Raw genomic sequence first — 14,183 nt, forward strand, 5'->3', positions numbered from 1 at the left:
ATTACTGACAGCCTGTCTCACACGCGTCCACCCGACGAGGAGCAGCATGACCGCCACGGTCTCCTTCCCGATCGAATCGCCGCTGGGCCCCCGCACCACCACCGTCGCCTACGAGCGCAAGGGCGCCGGCGCGCCCCTTCTCCTGCTGCACGGCATCGGCCACCACCTCCAGGCCTGGCACCCGGTGATCGACATCCTGGCCGCCGAGCACGACGTGATCGCCGTCGACCTGCCCGGCTTCGGCGTCTCGGCGCCCCTGCCTGAGGGGGTTCCGTACGACCTGGGAACCTTCGTCCCCGCACTCGGCGCGCTCTGCTCGGCCCTCGGCGTCGAGCGCCCGCACGTCGTCGGCAACTCCCTCGGCGGCCTCCTCGCGCTCGAGATGGGCCGCAGCAACCTGGTCCGCTCGGTCACCGCGCTCTCGCCCGCCGGTTTCTGGACCGAGACCGAACGCAAGTACGCGTTCGCCACCCTCCGCGCGATGCGCGTCGGCGCGCTCACGCTGCCCCACTCCACCCTGGAGCGTCTCGCGCGCAGCGCCGCCGGCCGGGCCGCGCTGACCGGCACCATCTACGCCCACCCGGCCCGCCGTTCACCGGAGGCCGTGGTCGCCGAGACGCTCGCCCTGCGCGAGGCCACCGGCTTCGACGAGACCCTGGCCGCGGGCCGCTCCGTACGGTTCACCTCGGACGTGCCCGGCCTGCCGGTCACCATCGCCTGGGGCTCCCGCGACCGGCTGCTCCTGCCGCGCCAGGGCGTACGCGCCAAGCGCGCGGTGCCCGACGCCCGGCTGATCCGGCTCCGCGGATGCGGTCACGTCCCGATGAACGACGACCCGGCTCTGGTCTCCCGTGTGGTTCTGGACACTGTGCGGGCCACAACCAGCCAGGTGGGCTGAGCGGCTGACGGCTGTTCATCCACGGTTCGGTTGCGCGACGCGGGCGGGCCGGTGTGCAGCGGCACACTGGTCCGACCCGTCCCCGCCGGCCCCTGGAGACGCTCCGATGGCACCGATTCCGCACTCCCGACGGTCCCTGCTCGGCGGTTCACTCGCCGTGCCGGTTGGCCTCGCCCTGTCCGGCGCGCTGGCCGCGCCCGCGCTCGCCGCGCCCACCACCGCTGCGGCGTTCACCCGCTCCGGGCGCCCGAGCGCGCCGTGGGGCACCCAGTCCGGTGAGATCACCGCGCACTCGGCCAGCGTCTGGACGCGCTCCGACCGGCCGGCCCGGATGTACGTCGAGACCTCCCCGAGCGAGTCGTTCCGCTACGGCGTCCGGCGCCACGGCGGTCCGTTCCTGGGCCCCGCCACCGACTTCACCGGCACCACCACCCTGCGCGACCTCCCGCCCGGGCAGCAGATCCACTACCGGGTGGTCCTGGCCGACCCCGACGACCCGCGCCGCACCGGCGAGCCGGTCCGCGGCACCTTCCGGACCACCCCGGTCTCCCGCCGACACGACGTGCGCTTCCTGTGGTCGGGGGACCTCGCGGGCCAGGGCTGGGGCATCAACCCGGACCTCGGCGGCTACCGCGTCTTCGACGAGATGCGGCAGCGCGACCCCGACTTCTTCCTCTTCAGCGGGGACACGATCTACGCCGACGGGCCGATCCAGGCCGCCGTCCCGCTGCGCGACGGCAGCATCTGGCGCAACATCACCACCCAGGAGAAGGCGAAGGTCGCCGAGACCCTCGACGAGTTCCGCGGGAACTTCCGCTACAACCTGCTCGATCGCAACCTGCGCGACTTCAACGCCCAGGTGCCGGTCCTCGCCCAGTGGGACGACCACGAGGTGCGCAACAACTGGTACCCCGGCCAGGTGATCGACGACCCCCGCTACGCCGTGCGGGACGTCGACACGCTCGCCGGCCGCGCCCGCCAGGCCTTCGGCGAGTACTTCCCCGTCACCGACCTCCGCGGCGGCCGCGCCGAGGGCCGGATGTACCGGGTGATGCGGTACGGGCCGCTGCTCGACGTCTTCGTCCTCGACATGCGCACCTACCGCGACGCCAACTCCCCCGGCCGCCAGACCGTGGACCCGATCGGCATCCTCGGCCAAGAGCAGCTGGCCTGGATCAAGCGCGAGCTGTCGCGCTCCCGCGCCACCTGGAAGGTCATCGCCGCCGACATGCCGCTGGGCATCGTCGTACCCGACGGGACCATGAACTTCGAGGCCGTCGCCCAGGGCGACCCGGGCGCCCCGCTCGGCCGCGAGCTGCAGATCGCCGAACTCCTGCGCCACATCAAGCACCAGCGCATCACGGGCACCCTCTGGCTCACCGCCGATGTCCACTACACGGCTGCGAATCACTACGCCCCCGAGCGGGCCGCCTTCACCGACTTCGCGCCGTTCTGGGAGTTCGTCTCCGGCCCCGTCGGTGCGGGCGGGTTCCCCGCCGGCAAGCTGGACGCCACCTTCGGGCCCGAGACCGCGTACGTCCAGTCGGCCCCGCTCGCCAACATGTCACCGTCCGAGAACCCCCCTTACTACGGGGAGGTCGACATCGACGGCGAGAGCGGGGAGCTCACCGTCCGGTTGCGCCGCCAGGGCGGCGGCGTACTCTTCACCACGACGCTCCGGCCCGGGCGCGTGGGCCAGTAGGACTGCAGGCGCGGGGGCCGGCGCGATCCCGGCTCCCGCGATCCCGGCTCCCGCGATCCCGGCTCCCGCGATCCCTCAATCCCGCCGGAAAACAGGGCGAAATCGACCAGACGGATACTTAACCAGTCGGTCACAGATCGTTCGTGATCACGCAACACCCCTGCGCCACAGTGGCATGCATGACTGAACGCATCCACACCGCCGCACACCGCCACCACCGTCACCACTGGCGCCGCGACATCGTCGAACTGGCCGCACTGTTCTGCGCCGTCGCGGTCGCCGACGGCATCGCCAATCTCGTCGTGCACGGCCCGAAGGGCCCGATCCTGCTCGTCGCCTCGGCCGTCGCGCTCCTGGTCACCGCGGCGTTCCACACCTGGTGGGCACGCCGCCACAGCCATGCGCCGCCGCCGCTCAGTACGGCACCGTCCGATACCGCCCCCGGCGCGGTCCGGGTCGGGGCGCAGTCCGGGTCCGCGCCGGAGTCCGCACCGGAGACCGCGACCGGCGCCACCGCCTCCCTGTGGCGGATGCGGACGACCGTACGGGACGAGCCCGGCAGCCTCGCCGCCGTGTGCACCGCACTCGCCCAGCACGGCGTCGACATCCTGACCCTGCAGACCCACCCGCTCCCCGAGGGCGGCACCGTCGACGAGTTCCTGCTGCGCTCCCCGCAGCAGCTGGCCGCCGCCGACCTCACCCGCGCCATCGCCGGCGCCGGCGGCCACAGCACCTGGATCGAGCGCGCCGACGCGCACGACCTGGTCGACACCCCGACCCGCGTCCTGGGCCTGGCCACCCGCACCGCCCTAGACGCCGCCGAGCTGCCCCTCGCGCTGCGCCAGCTGCTCGGCCGCTGCACCATCCACTCGATCCCGGCCACCACCCTCTCCGGCCGCCCCAACGCGGCCGCCCACGCCCCGGTCGAGGGCGTCCTGGAGTCGACGGCGATGCGCCTGCGCGACCCCTCGGGCGGTGCCATCACCGTGGAGCGCCCCTACCTGCCCTTCACCCCGACCGAGTTCGCCCGGGCCCGCGCCCTCGTCGAGCTCGACACCCGGCTCGGCCCGCGCGTCCCGCGCAGCCAGGACGTGCTGACCCTGCCCGAGGGCAACGAGATCACCGTGCGCCGCGCCGACGGGGCCGACCGCGCCGCCGCCCGCGCGATGCACGACCGCTGCTCCGAGCGCACCCTGGGCCTGCGCTACCACGGGCCCGTCGCCGACGCCGACCGCTACCTCGGCCACCTGCTGAGCCCCCGCTTCGGCCGCACCCTCGCCGCCACCACCGCCTCCGGCAAGCTCGTCGCCCTCGGCCACCTGCTGTGGGACGGGGACGAGACCGAGGTCGCGCTCCTGATCGAGGACGACTGGCAGCGCCGCGGCATCGGCTCCGAGCTGCTGCGCCGCCTGATCGCGATGGCCGTCGAGACCGGCTGCGACAGCGTGTACGCCGTCACCCAGGCCGCCAACACCGGCATGGTCGCGGCCATGCGCGGCCTCGGCCTCCCGCTCGACTACCAGATCGAGGAGGGCACCCTGGTGATCACGGCCCGGCTGGACGCCACGCCGGTCGTCTCCCGGGTCCCCTACGAACTGCCCCGCGCGCAGCACCCGTACGGGCAACAGAACCACTCCCACTGAACCCAGCCCAGCTGGATCCGGCCGGGTGGCGTGAAGTCGCCCCCGGGCGGACCGGCTCGGCGGTGCGGAGCAGGGGCCCGGTCCGCCGCTCCCGCGCACGTCAGCAGGCTGACAGCGAACGGTGATGACGCGGGGCGGTCCGCCGTACGAAGATGGCCGCATGTCAGAGACCCTTCGCAGCGACAGCGCCTCCCGGCTGCCCCGCCAGGTCGCCGACGCATATGTCGACGACCTCATCGCCATCGATCCGATCACGGGCACCTATCTCGGTGTCGCCGCGAGCTCCAGCCGGCTCCCGGACTTCTCCCCGGCCGGCCGTGCGGCCGCCGCCGACCTGTCCCGCTCCACCCTCGCCCGCCTCGAAGCCGCCGAGCGGCTGCCCGGCGCGGACAGCGACGCCGAGCGCCGCTGCGCCCGCCTGCTGCGCGAGCGCCTCACCGCCGAACTCGCCGTGTACGAGGCGGACGAGGACCTGCGGGCCGTCAGCAACATCCACTCGCCCGCACACTCCGTCCGCGACGTCTTCGCCCTCACCCCGGCCGACACGGACGAGGACTGGACGGCGATCGCCGAGCGGCTGCGGGCGGTCCCGGCCGCCCTCGCCGGCTACCGCGAGAGCCTCGGACTCGGCCTGGACCGCGGCCTGTACGGGGGCCCGCGCGCCACCGAGACCTTCATCGGCCAGCTCACCACCTGGGTGGGCGAGGACGGCGACGGCGAGGGCTTCTTCGGCGAATTCGCGTCCCGCGGCCCGGAGTCGCTGCGCTCCGGGCTGGAGGAGGCGGCCGCCGGGGCGACCGCAGCCCTCGCCGGGCTCCGCGACTGGATGCGCGACGTGTACGCACCCGCGGTCGCCGACGCCCCGGACCCGGTGGGCCGCGAGCGCTACGCCCGCTGGTCGCGGTACTTCAACGGCACGGACCTGGACCTGGACGAGGCGTACGCCTACGGCTGGTCGGAATACCACCGCCTCCTCGCCGAGATGAAGGCCGAGGCGGCCAAGATCCTGCCGGGCGCGGGTCCTTGGGAGGCGCTGAAGCACCTCGACGAGCACGGCACCCACATCGAGGGCGTCGAGGAGGTCCAGGCCTGGCTGCAGGGCATCATGGACGAGGCCATCGAGAACCTCGACGGCACGCACTTCGAGCTCGCCGAGCGCGTGAAGCGGGTCGAGTCCATGATCGCCCCGCCGGGCGGTGCGGCGGCCCCGTACTACACCAACCCCTCGGAGGACTTCTCCCGCCCGGGGCGCACCTGGCTGCCGACGATGGGCCAGACCCGCTTTCCGGTGTACGACCTGGTCTCCACCTGGTACCACGAGGGCGTTCCGGGCCACCACCTCCAGCTCGCGCAGTGGACGCACGTCGCGGACCGGCTCTCCCGCTACCAGGCCAGCGTCGGCCTCGTCAGCGCCAACGTCGAGGGCTGGGCGCTGTACGCGGAGCGCCTGATGGACGAGCTGGGCTACCTCAAGGACGCCGAGCAGCGCCTGGGCTACCTGGACTGCCAGATGATGCGCGCCGCGCGGGTCATCGTGGACATCGGCATGCACCTGGGCCTCGAGATCCCGGCGGATTCGCCGTTCCACCCGGGCGAGCGCTGGACGGTGGACCTGGCGCAGGAGTTCTTCGGCCTGCACAACGGCCGGCCGGCGGACTTCATCGAGAGCGAGCTGACCCGCTACCTGTCGATGCCGGGACAGGCGATCGGCTACAAGCTGGGCGAGCGGGCCTGGCTGCTCGGGCGGGACAACGCCCGCGCCGCGCACGGCGACTCCTTCGACCTGAAGGCGTGGCACATGGCGGCGCTGTCGCAGGGCTCCCTCGGCCTGGACGACCTGGTGGACGAGCTGTCGAAGCTCTGACCGACGGCAGACGGCAGACAGCAGACATGCGTACGGCCGCCCGCTCCCCCTGCGAGGGAGCGGGCGGCCGTACGGCGCTTCGGCGCGGGATCGGTGCGTCAGCAGCCGCAGTCGTCGGAGTCGGTCGGCGCGGTCAGCGGGTCCGCCTCGGCGCGCTGCTCGCTGCCCTGCCAGGTCTCGACCTCGAAGCCCTCGCGGATCCAGTACTCGATGCCGCCGAGCATCTCCTTGACCTGGAAGCCGAGCTGGGCCAGGGCGAGGGCGGAGCGGGCGCCTCCGTTGCAGCCGGGGCCCCAGCAGTACGTGACCACGGGAAGGCTCTTGTCGAGGAGCTGCTCGGCCTGCCCGGGGATCAGGGCGGTCGGCAGGTGGACCGCGCCGGGCACGTGGGCCTGGTCCCAGGCCGGGGTGGAGCGGGAGTCGACCAGCTGGAAACCGAGCTCGGCGCCCTGCTCGCGGTGGGCCGTGAAGGCGGCGGCGACATCGGACACGTCCGCGTGGAAGGCGAGGCTCGCGGCGAAGTAGGCGGCGGCCGCGGCCGGCGTGGCCGGGGGCACCCGGAGCACGGGGTTGGCGGCGGGAGCGGGAGCGGCGGCCGGGGCGTCGGTGTTCTGTGTCGTCGTCATGGCTCAGAATCTACGAGCCGCTGATGATCTCGGGAAGTGCCATTCCCCGGCCTTCCTCTTGTTCGGCCGGGGATTTCCCTGCTACATCTGCTCCATGACCGACTATTCCCCTGACGCCACCGACTGGCGCATCCTGACGGCCCTCCAGGAGGACGGGCGGGCCAGCTTCGCCGAGCTCGCTCGCGCCGTGTCCATGTCCGCGAGTGCGGTCACCGAGCGGGTGCGCCGCCTGGAGGAGGCGGGCGTGATCACCGGGTACACCGCCGTGGTGGACCCGGAGAAGCTGGGCAAGTCGATCCTGGCGCTGGTCCGGCTGCGCTATCCGCACGGCAACTACAAGCCGTTCCACGATCTGCTGGAGGCCACCCCGGAGATCCTGGAGGCCCATCACGTCACGGGCGACGACTGCTTCGTGCTCAAGGTCGCCGCCCGCTCGATGGGGCATCTGGAGGAGGTCGCGGGCCGGATCGCGGGCCTCGGCGCCGTCACCACCAGCATCGTGTACTCCTCGCCGCTGTCCCGCCGCCCGCTCAGTCCGTGAGGGCCGCGGTGCGGTGGCGCACCACGGAGCCGCCGCGCTGTTTGACGATCTCCAGCTGCGCCTGCACCCGGGTCCGCAGGTCGGCGACGTGGCTCACGATGCCGACGCTGCGGTCCCGTTCGCGCAGCGAGTCCAGGACGTCGAGCACCTCGTCGAGCGCCTGGTCGTCGAGGCTGCCGAAGCCCTCGTCGATGAAGAGGGTGTCCAGGCGCATGCCGCCCGCCTCGTCGGTGACCACGTCGGCCAGGCCGAGGGCCAGGGCGAGCGAGGCGAAGAAGGTCTCGCCGCCCGACAGCGTGGCGGTGTCCCGCTCGCTGCCGGTCCAGGCGTCCACCACGTGCAGCCCGAGGCCGGAACGCCCCCGTCCGCTCGCCTTGGCGTCGGAGTGGACGAGCGTGTAGCGGCCGCCGGACATCCGCAGCAGCCGCACCGTCGCGGCGGCGGCGACCTGCTCCAGGCGGGCGGCCAGGACGTACGCCTCCAGCCGCATCTTGCGCTCGTTGTCGGCGGAGGTGCCGGCGGTGAGCCCGGCCAGCCGGGCCACCCGGTCGTAGGCCTCGCGCAGCGGACCGAGCGCCCGCAGCTCCTGCTCCGCCTGCCGGGAGAGCCGGTCCAGCTCCGTGCAGCGAACCCGGGCCGCATCCACGGCGGACCCTGCCGTACGAAGCTTCGCCGCGGCCCGGGCTTCGTACGCCTCGGCGGCATCCGGCGCGGCCGGGGGCAGCGTCGCGGCGGCGGCGGTGTCGGTCTCGCCGAGGCGGTCCGCCAGCATGGCCTCCTCCGCCTGCCAGGCGTCCAGCCTCCGCTGGAGCGCGGTGCGTTCGTAGTCCGGGAGCACCGCGTCGGCGGCGGCCTCGACGGTGTCGAACCCGGCCTTGAAGGCGGCGTCGGCGAGCTGGGCGTCGGCCTCCTTCAGCCGGGCCGCGGTGTCCTCGGCCCGGCGCAGCGTGGCGGCCGCCCTGGTGACCATCCGTACCCGCTCCTCCAGGAGCCTGGCGCGCGCGGCGACCGTGGGCGCATCCCCCCGGACGAGGGCCAGCTCGGCCTCCAGTTTGGCCTGTTCCTGATCCAGGGAGTCGCGCAGGGTGGCCCGGGCGGCGGACCGGCGCTCGGAGTCGAGCCGGTCGGAGCTGCGTGCGGCGTGCTCGCGCTCGGCGCGGGCCAGCCGCTCCCGGGCGGCGTGCAGTCCGGCGGCCGCGGCGTGGGCGGCGGCGTGCCGGGAGCTCAGGTCCGAGGTCAGCGCGAGGAGTTCACCGGTGGTGGCCTCCCCCGCGGCGGCCGCGGCCTCGGCGCGGGCCTCCTGGACGGCGGCGAGTTTCCGCTCGACGGCGGCTCTGCGCTCCTCGGCCTGCTCGTAGCGGGCATGGGCGGCGTCCTCGGCGGCCCGGTCCACGTGCCCGGGGGCCGGGCGCGCCGGAGCGGGGTGCTCCGCCGATCCGCACACCGTGCACGCCTCGCCCGCCACCAGCGCCTCGGCGAGCTCGGCGGCGATCCCGCGCAGACGGGCTTCCTTGAGCTCCAGCCAGCGCTCCCGGGCGGCGGTCGACTCCTCGCGTACGGAGAGCAGTTCGCCCCCGGCGCGCTGCGCATCGCCGTCCAGCGCATCCCGGCGCTGGGATGCGGTCAGGTGCATCCGGGCCGGCTCCAGCCGGCCCGCGAGCTGCTCGGCCAGCGTCGCGGCCTGCTGGGCGGCGTCCACCCGCTCCGCCAGCGCGGTCCGGGTGGCCTGCCAGCGGTCGAGCCAGTCGGCGGACTCCCGCAGCTGCTCCTCGGCGTCGCGGGCCTCCCGCTCCAGGGTGGCCCGCTCGCGGCCGATCTCGGCGCTGCGCTGCTCGGACCGCTGGGCGGCGCCGAGCGCGCCGAGGTCCTCGCGCAGCCGCTGCTCCACGGCGGACAGCTGCTCGGTGCCCGCCTCGGCGAGGGCCGGCGGGAGCTCCGCGCGGGCGGCCGCCTCCGCGTGGGCGGCGGACAGGTGGGCCGCGGACGCGGCTCCGCGCAGTTCCAGGGCGGGGGCCACCAGGGCGCCCCGGCGGGCCCGGTCCAGCAGGGCGCGTACGCGGCCCCGCTCGGGCTCCGCCTCGGCGAGCAGGGCGGCCCGGCGGGCCGTCTCGGCATGCCGGCGCTGGAGGCGGTCCAGCTCCCGTGCCTCCTCGGCGGCCCGCCGGGCGGCGGCGTGCCGGCCCTCGACGGCGGCCAGTGCGTACTCGGCGACGGTCAGCCGCTCCCGGGCCGCACAGCGTGCGACGGCCGCCCAGGCCCGGATCGCCCCGGCCAGCCCGGGATCGCCGGGCTGGTGCCCGGGCAGCGGCCAGGCCCGCAGGTCGGCGCTGTCCCCGGCGGCCTGGGCGAGCCGCTGGGCGGTGCCGAGCACCTTCTCGTCGCCTGCGCGCACCTTGGCCTCGGCGGTACGGCGGCGCTCGGCGAGCAGGGTCTCGACGGCGGCGAAGCGGCGGGTGTCGAAGAGCCGGCCCAGCAGTCGGCCCCGCGCCACCTCGTCGGCCCGCAGGAACTTGGCGAACTCGCCCTGCGGCAGGAGCACGACCTGGCAGAACTGCTCGCGGCTCATGCCGAGCAGCTGCTCGGTCTCCTCACCGATCTCCTGGTGGGAACGGCTGAGCGCGAGCCAGCGTTCCCCGTCGTACTCGCGCAGCCAGCTCTGTGCCTTGTCCTTGGTGGTGCCGGTGCCGCGCTTCTTCGGCCGGTCCTGTTCGGGACGCCGGGTGATCTCCAGGCGCCGCCCGCCCGCGGTGAGTTCGAGGGTGACCTCGGTCGGCGTCCCGGCGTCGGCGTGGTCGCTGCGCAGGCTGGTGCCGGGGGCCTGGCGGGGGCCGGGCACCGAGCCGTACAGGGCGTAGCAGACGGCGTCGAGGACGGAGGTCTTGCCCGCGCCGGTGGGGCCGTGGAGCAGGAAGATCCCGGCTCCGGAGAGCGCGTCGAAGTCGATCTCCTGGGGTTCGGCGAAGGGCCCGAACGCGGTGATCCTGAGCCGGTGCAGCCTCATCGGTGGGTCTCCTGCCGGCCGTCGCCCGCCCTTACGTCCTCGAAGGCAGCCTGCAGCACGGCCCGTTCGGCCTCGTCGGCGACGCCGCCGCCGCGCACATGGGCGACGAAGTCCTCGGCGATCTCCTGGTCGCTGCGCCCCTTGAGTCGCTGGGCGTACGAGGTTCCGCCGTCGTCCTCGCGGCCCTCGGGGTCGAAGGCGAGGCTGAGGGTGTGCGGGAAGCGGGCGGCGAGCCGGGCCATGGGGTCCTCGGGCCGGACCGGGTCGGTGAGGGTGGCCTCGATCCAGGAGTCCTCGTACGCGGTGTACGACGTCTCCTCCAGCAGCTCCTCGAGCCGCCCCCGGATCCGGGCGAGCGGCCGCGGCACGGGGGTGTCGACGCGCTCGGCGGTGATCTCGCCGGCCGCGCCGAGTTCGACCAGCCACATGCTCTTGCGGTGGTCGGCCTCGGAGAAGGAGTAGGCGAGCGGGGAACCGGAGTAGCGGACCCGTTCGTTGATCGTCTGGCAGCCGTGGAGGTGGCCGAGGGCGACGTAGTCCACCCCGTCGAAGACGGTGGCGGGCACGGCCTCGACCCCGCCGACGGCGATGTCGCGCTCGCTGTCACTGGCCAGCCCGCCGGTGACGAAGGCGTGGGCGAGGACGACGGAGCGGGTGCCGGGGGCGCGGGCGGCGAGGTCGGCCCGGACCAGGTCCATGGCCGCGCCCAGCACGGCCTCGTGGCTCACCTTCTCCGCGCCGAACCGGTCCTTCACCAGGGCGGGCTCCAGGTACGGGAGTCCGTACAGCGCCACCTCACCGTGTACGTCGGCCAGCACCACGGGGTCGGCGCAGTTCTCGGGGTCGGTCCGCAGGTGGATCCCGGCCCGGCCGATCAGCCCGGCGCCGACACCGAGCCGGCGGGCGGAGTCGTGGTTCCCGGAGATCATCACCGTGGGCACGCCGAGGTCGGCGAGCCGGTGCAGGGCCCGGTCGTACAGCTCGACGGCGGGCAGCGGGGGCACGGCCCGGTCGTAGACGTCGCCGGCGACGAGGACGGCGTCGACCTCGTGCTCGCGGACGGTCTCGACCAGGTGGTCGATGAAGTCGGCCTGGGCCCCGAGCAGGTTCACGCGGTGGAAGGACCGGCCGAGGTGCCAGTCGGAGGTGTGCAGGAGCCTCACTCGCCGGCCCCGCCGGACGTCTCGCCGCACATGTTTCTTCCGTCCCCCTGGTCGTCCCGGTCGTCTCCCGCTCGCTGAGCCCTTCTACGCTAACCCGTCACCGGTGCCCCCAGGACTCGTCCGCGCATGCTCGTCCTCAGGACGCGTACGTCTCCCCGCCGAGGGTGAGGGTGGCGCTGCCCGCCGTACTGTCGGCGAGCCAGGCCTCGAAGGCGGGGAGGTCCGCCTCGGGCAGGGCGACCTCGATCTCGACCGCGGCCCCGTAGCGCAGGTCCACCACGGTCCGGCCCGTGGAGCGCAGGTCGTTCTGGGTCTTGCCGGCCCGTTGGTGGTCGACGGTGACGGTGGCCAGCCGGTAGCGGCGGCGGGTGAGCGTGCCGAGCTCGTCGAGGGCCTCGCCGACCACGCCGCCGTAGGCCCGGATCAGGCCGCCGGCGCCCAGCTTGACGCCGCCGTAATAGCGCGTGACCACGGCCACCGCGTACCGGATGTCGCGCCGCATCAGCATCTGCAGCATGGGCACCCCGGCGGTGCCGCCGGGCTCGCCGTCGTCGCTGGCCTTCTGCACGGAGGCGTCGGCCCCGATGACGTAGGCGAAGCAGTTGTGCGTGGCGGTGGGGTGCTCCTTGCGGATGCGCGCGATGAACTCCTGCGCCTCCTGCTCGGTCGCGGCGGGCGCGAGCGAGCACAGGAAGCGCGAGCGGTTGATCTCGGACTCGTGCACGCCCTCGCGGGCCACCGTCACGTACTGGTCTGACTTCACCGCTCCACCCTACGGGGAATCGGACATGTGTCCTTTCGGTTGATCACGGGTGCGGGCCGGAGCACCGGACCGCATCCGGAAGGCAACAGGAGGCGGCACCCGTGTACGGCGACCCGGCAACCATCCGCAAGATCCTCACCGAGCTCGGCGACACCTGGGCCGTGGTGGGCCTGTCCAACAACGAGGACCGCGCGGCCTACGGCGTGGCCCGCACGCTCCAGCGGTTCGGCAAGCGGGTGGTCCCCGTGCACCCGAAGGCGGAGACGGTGCACGGCGAGCAGGGCTACGCCTCGCTCGAGGAGATCCCGTTCAAGGTGGACGTGGTGGACGTCTTCGTGAACAGCGCGCTCGCCGGGGCGGTCGCCGACGAGGCCGTGGCCGTCGGTGCACAGGCCGTCTGGTTCCAGCTGGGCGTGATCGACGAGGAGGCCTTCGCCCGCACGCGCGGGGCCGGCCTGGACATGGTGATGGACCGCTGCCCCGCCATCGAGATCCCGGCGCTGTAGCCGGCCGCCGCACGTCGACGGGCGGGATCGAGACGGCCAGGGTCGTCTCCACCGGGAACGGGCCGTCGTTGCGGTAGGCGTGCGGGAGGTTCGCCTCTAAGGTGACGGCGCCGCCCGCCGGCACCGTGTACTGCTCGCCGGCGACGACGAGCGTCAGCTCCCCGGCCGTGACGTGCAGCATCTCGAAGGTGCCGGACGGGTGCGGGTCGGACTCCGTCCCGTCGCCCGGCTCGAGCCGGTAGCTCCACATCTCCACCGGCCCGCGCCGGTCGTCGCCGGTCGTCGCCGAGCAGCATGCTGGCGCCGCTGCCCGTGCCGGTGGACCACATGCGCACCCCCTGCCCCGGCAGCACGACGTGGACCCGCGGGGTCCGGTCGTGGTCGAGCAGGGTGGTGACGCTCACGCCCAGGGCGTCGGCCAGCTCGACCGTGGTGCCGACGCTGGGGTTCATCCGGGCCTGCTCGATCTGGATGATCATGCCGCGGCTGACTCCTGCACGGGCTGCCGGCGCATCCAGGGTGAAACCGCGCTCGGTGCTCCACACTGCACTCCACCGATTACTGCGCTGTACTGCGAGGCCCTGTCATGACCGCACTCTTCGCCTTGGCCAGCGCCGTGCTGTGGGGCCTCGCCGACTTCGGCGGCGGGCTTCTGACCCGCCGGCTGCCGGCGCTCACGGTGGTCGTGGTCTCGCAGATCCTCGCCGTCGTCGCGCTCGGCGCGGTCGTCCTGGGCACCGGGGCCTGGCGGGCGGCCGGGCCGCAGCTGTGGTTCGCGGTCGCCGCGGGCCTGGTCGGGCCGGTCGCCATGCTCAGCTTCTACAAGGCCCTGGCCCTCGGGCCGATGGGCATGGTCTCGCCGCTCGGCTCGCTCGGGGTGGTCGTGCCCGTCGCGGCGGGGCTGGCCCTGGGCGAACGGCCCGGGCCCGGCCGGTTCGCCGGGATCGCGGTGGCCGTCGTGGGCATCGTCCTCGCGGGCGGCCCGGAGCTGCGCGGTGCGCCCGTACAGCGGCAGGCGGTGCTGCTCACCCTGGTCGCCGCCTTCGGGTTCGGCTCGGTGATGGCGCTGATCGCGCACGCCTCCGCCGGCATCACCGGTCTGTTCCTCGCCCTGTTCGTCCAGCGGGTCACCAACGTGGCCGCGGGCGGCACCGCCCTGTGGGCCCGGACCCGGCGCGGCGCCCCGGCCCTCCCGGCCGGCGCGAGCCCGCGGATCCTGTGGGGGCTGCTGCCGACGCTGGCCTTCGTAGGCCTCGCGGACGTCGCGGCGAACGGCACGTACTCCATCGCCGCCCAGCACGGCCCGATGACCGTGGCCGCCGTGCTCTCCTCGCTCTACCCGGTGATCACCGCGCTCGCCGCCTTCGTCGTGCTGAAGGAACGGCTGCGGACCGTCCAGGCGGCCGGCGCCGGCCTGGCCCTCGCCGGCACGATCCTGCTGGCGGCCGGCTAGGCCGCGTCTTCCGGGCCAGGGCC

The 14,183-nt window shown here is 74.1% G+C and carries 11 protein-coding genes and 1 pseudogene; 7 read left to right on the plus strand and 5 right to left on the minus strand.

Features of this window, described 5'->3' with window-relative positions:
• Positions 1 to 46: 46 nt before the first annotated feature.
• The 4 genes from ACZ5WG_RS07145 to ACZ5WG_RS07160 all read left to right on the plus strand — a co-directional run bounded on the left by ACZ5WG_RS07145 (position 47) and on the right by ACZ5WG_RS07160 (position 6,107).
• Complete coding sequence (locus tag ACZ5WG_RS07145; protein WP_468721263.1) at positions 47 to 898, plus strand: alpha/beta fold hydrolase; 852 nt, start codon at positions 47 to 49, stop codon at positions 896 to 898.
• 106 nt (positions 899 to 1,004) lie between these two features.
• Positions 1,005 to 2,600, plus strand: a complete 1,596-nt coding sequence (locus tag ACZ5WG_RS07150) for an alkaline phosphatase D family protein (RefSeq protein WP_468721265.1) — start codon at positions 1,005 to 1,007, stop codon at positions 2,598 to 2,600.
• Between the two features lie 179 nt (positions 2,601 to 2,779).
• Positions 2,780 to 4,243, plus strand: a complete 1,464-nt coding sequence (locus ACZ5WG_RS07155; RefSeq protein WP_468721266.1) for a GNAT family N-acetyltransferase — start codon at positions 2,780 to 2,782, stop codon at positions 4,241 to 4,243.
• 160 nt (positions 4,244 to 4,403) lie between these two features.
• Positions 4,404 to 6,107: a DUF885 domain-containing protein gene (locus ACZ5WG_RS07160; protein ID WP_468721268.1), complete on the plus strand. Its 1,704-nt coding sequence runs from the start codon at positions 4,404 to 4,406 to the stop codon at positions 6,105 to 6,107.
• A 98-nt stretch (positions 6,108 to 6,205) separates the two neighbouring features.
• Here ACZ5WG_RS07160 and ACZ5WG_RS07165 read toward each other — a convergent pair whose 3' ends face one another.
• Entirely contained in the window at positions 6,206 to 6,733 is a 528-nt protein-coding gene (locus ACZ5WG_RS07165) for a rhodanese-like domain-containing protein (RefSeq protein WP_468721269.1), read from the minus strand.
• Between the two features lie 94 nt (positions 6,734 to 6,827).
• On the opposite strand from ACZ5WG_RS07165, the gene ACZ5WG_RS07170 reads away from it, so the two are divergent.
• Positions 6,828 to 7,274 carry an Lrp/AsnC family transcriptional regulator gene (locus ACZ5WG_RS07170; RefSeq protein WP_053789735.1) on the plus strand — a complete coding sequence of 149 codons (447 nt, stop codon included), beginning with the start codon at positions 6,828 to 6,830 and terminating at the stop codon, positions 7,272 to 7,274.
• Here the strand turns inward: ACZ5WG_RS07170 and ACZ5WG_RS07175 are convergent.
• The 3 genes from ACZ5WG_RS07175 to ACZ5WG_RS07185 all read right to left on the minus strand — a co-directional run bounded on the left by ACZ5WG_RS07175 (position 7,264) and on the right by ACZ5WG_RS07185 (position 12,201).
• Entirely contained in the window at positions 7,264 to 10,275 is a 3,012-nt protein-coding gene (locus ACZ5WG_RS07175) for an AAA family ATPase (protein WP_468721271.1), read from the minus strand. The genes ACZ5WG_RS07170 and ACZ5WG_RS07175 overlap by 11 nt on opposite strands.
• Entirely contained in the window at positions 10,272 to 11,438 is a 1,167-nt protein-coding gene (locus tag ACZ5WG_RS07180) for an exonuclease SbcCD subunit D (protein WP_468721273.1), read from the minus strand. Before ACZ5WG_RS07180 ends, ACZ5WG_RS07175 begins: the two co-directional genes overlap by 4 nt.
• A gap of 136 nt (positions 11,439 to 11,574) precedes the next feature.
• Complete coding sequence (locus ACZ5WG_RS07185; RefSeq protein ID WP_054225047.1) at positions 11,575 to 12,201, minus strand: YigZ family protein; 627 nt, start codon at positions 12,199 to 12,201, stop codon at positions 11,575 to 11,577.
• Positions 12,202 to 12,302: 101 nt separating this feature from the next.
• Here ACZ5WG_RS07185 and ACZ5WG_RS07190 point away from each other — a divergent pair, with 101 nt between their 5' ends.
• A complete protein-coding gene (locus ACZ5WG_RS07190) occupies positions 12,303 to 12,707 on the plus strand; it encodes a CoA-binding protein (protein ID WP_468721275.1) in 405 nt (134 codons plus the stop codon).
• Between the two features lie 19 nt (positions 12,708 to 12,726).
• Here ACZ5WG_RS07190 and ACZ5WG_RS07195 read toward each other — a convergent pair.
• Positions 12,727 to 13,252: pseudogene (locus ACZ5WG_RS07195) on the minus strand (helix-turn-helix domain-containing protein); the annotation flags it as partial.
• A 41-nt stretch (positions 13,253 to 13,293) separates the two neighbouring features.
• On the opposite strand from ACZ5WG_RS07195, the gene ACZ5WG_RS07200 reads away from it, so the two are divergent.
• Positions 13,294 to 14,160, plus strand: coding sequence for an EamA family transporter (locus tag ACZ5WG_RS07200; RefSeq protein ID WP_468721276.1), 867 nt, complete (start codon positions 13,294 to 13,296; stop codon positions 14,158 to 14,160).
• Positions 14,161 to 14,183 lie beyond the last annotated feature (23 nt).

It is taken from the genome of Streptomyces sp. NPDC032745, from assembly GCF_055579465.1.

Excerpts from the sequence above, each read along its gene's own strand:
- ACZ5WG_RS07145 (WP_468721263.1), top strand. The coding sequence starts at position 47 with ATGACCGCCACGGTCTCCTTCCCGATCGAATCGCCGCTGGGCCCCCGC.
- ACZ5WG_RS07150 (WP_468721265.1), top strand. The coding sequence starts at position 1,005 with ATGGCACCGATTCCGCACTCCCGACGGTCCCTGCTCGGCGGTTCACTC.
- ACZ5WG_RS07155 (WP_468721266.1), top strand. The coding sequence starts at position 2,780 with ATGACTGAACGCATCCACACCGCCGCACACCGCCACCACCGTCACCAC.
- ACZ5WG_RS07160 (WP_468721268.1), top strand. The coding sequence starts at position 4,404 with ATGTCAGAGACCCTTCGCAGCGACAGCGCCTCCCGGCTGCCCCGCCAG.
- ACZ5WG_RS07165 (WP_468721269.1), bottom strand. The coding sequence starts at position 6,733 with ATGACGACGACACAGAACACCGACGCCCCGGCCGCCGCTCCCGCTCCC.
- ACZ5WG_RS07170 (WP_053789735.1), top strand. The coding sequence starts at position 6,828 with ATGACCGACTATTCCCCTGACGCCACCGACTGGCGCATCCTGACGGCC.
- ACZ5WG_RS07175 (WP_468721271.1), bottom strand. The coding sequence starts at position 10,275 with ATGAGGCTGCACCGGCTCAGGATCACCGCGTTCGGGCCCTTCGCCGAA.
- ACZ5WG_RS07200 (WP_468721276.1), top strand. The coding sequence starts at position 13,294 with ATGACCGCACTCTTCGCCTTGGCCAGCGCCGTGCTGTGGGGCCTCGCC.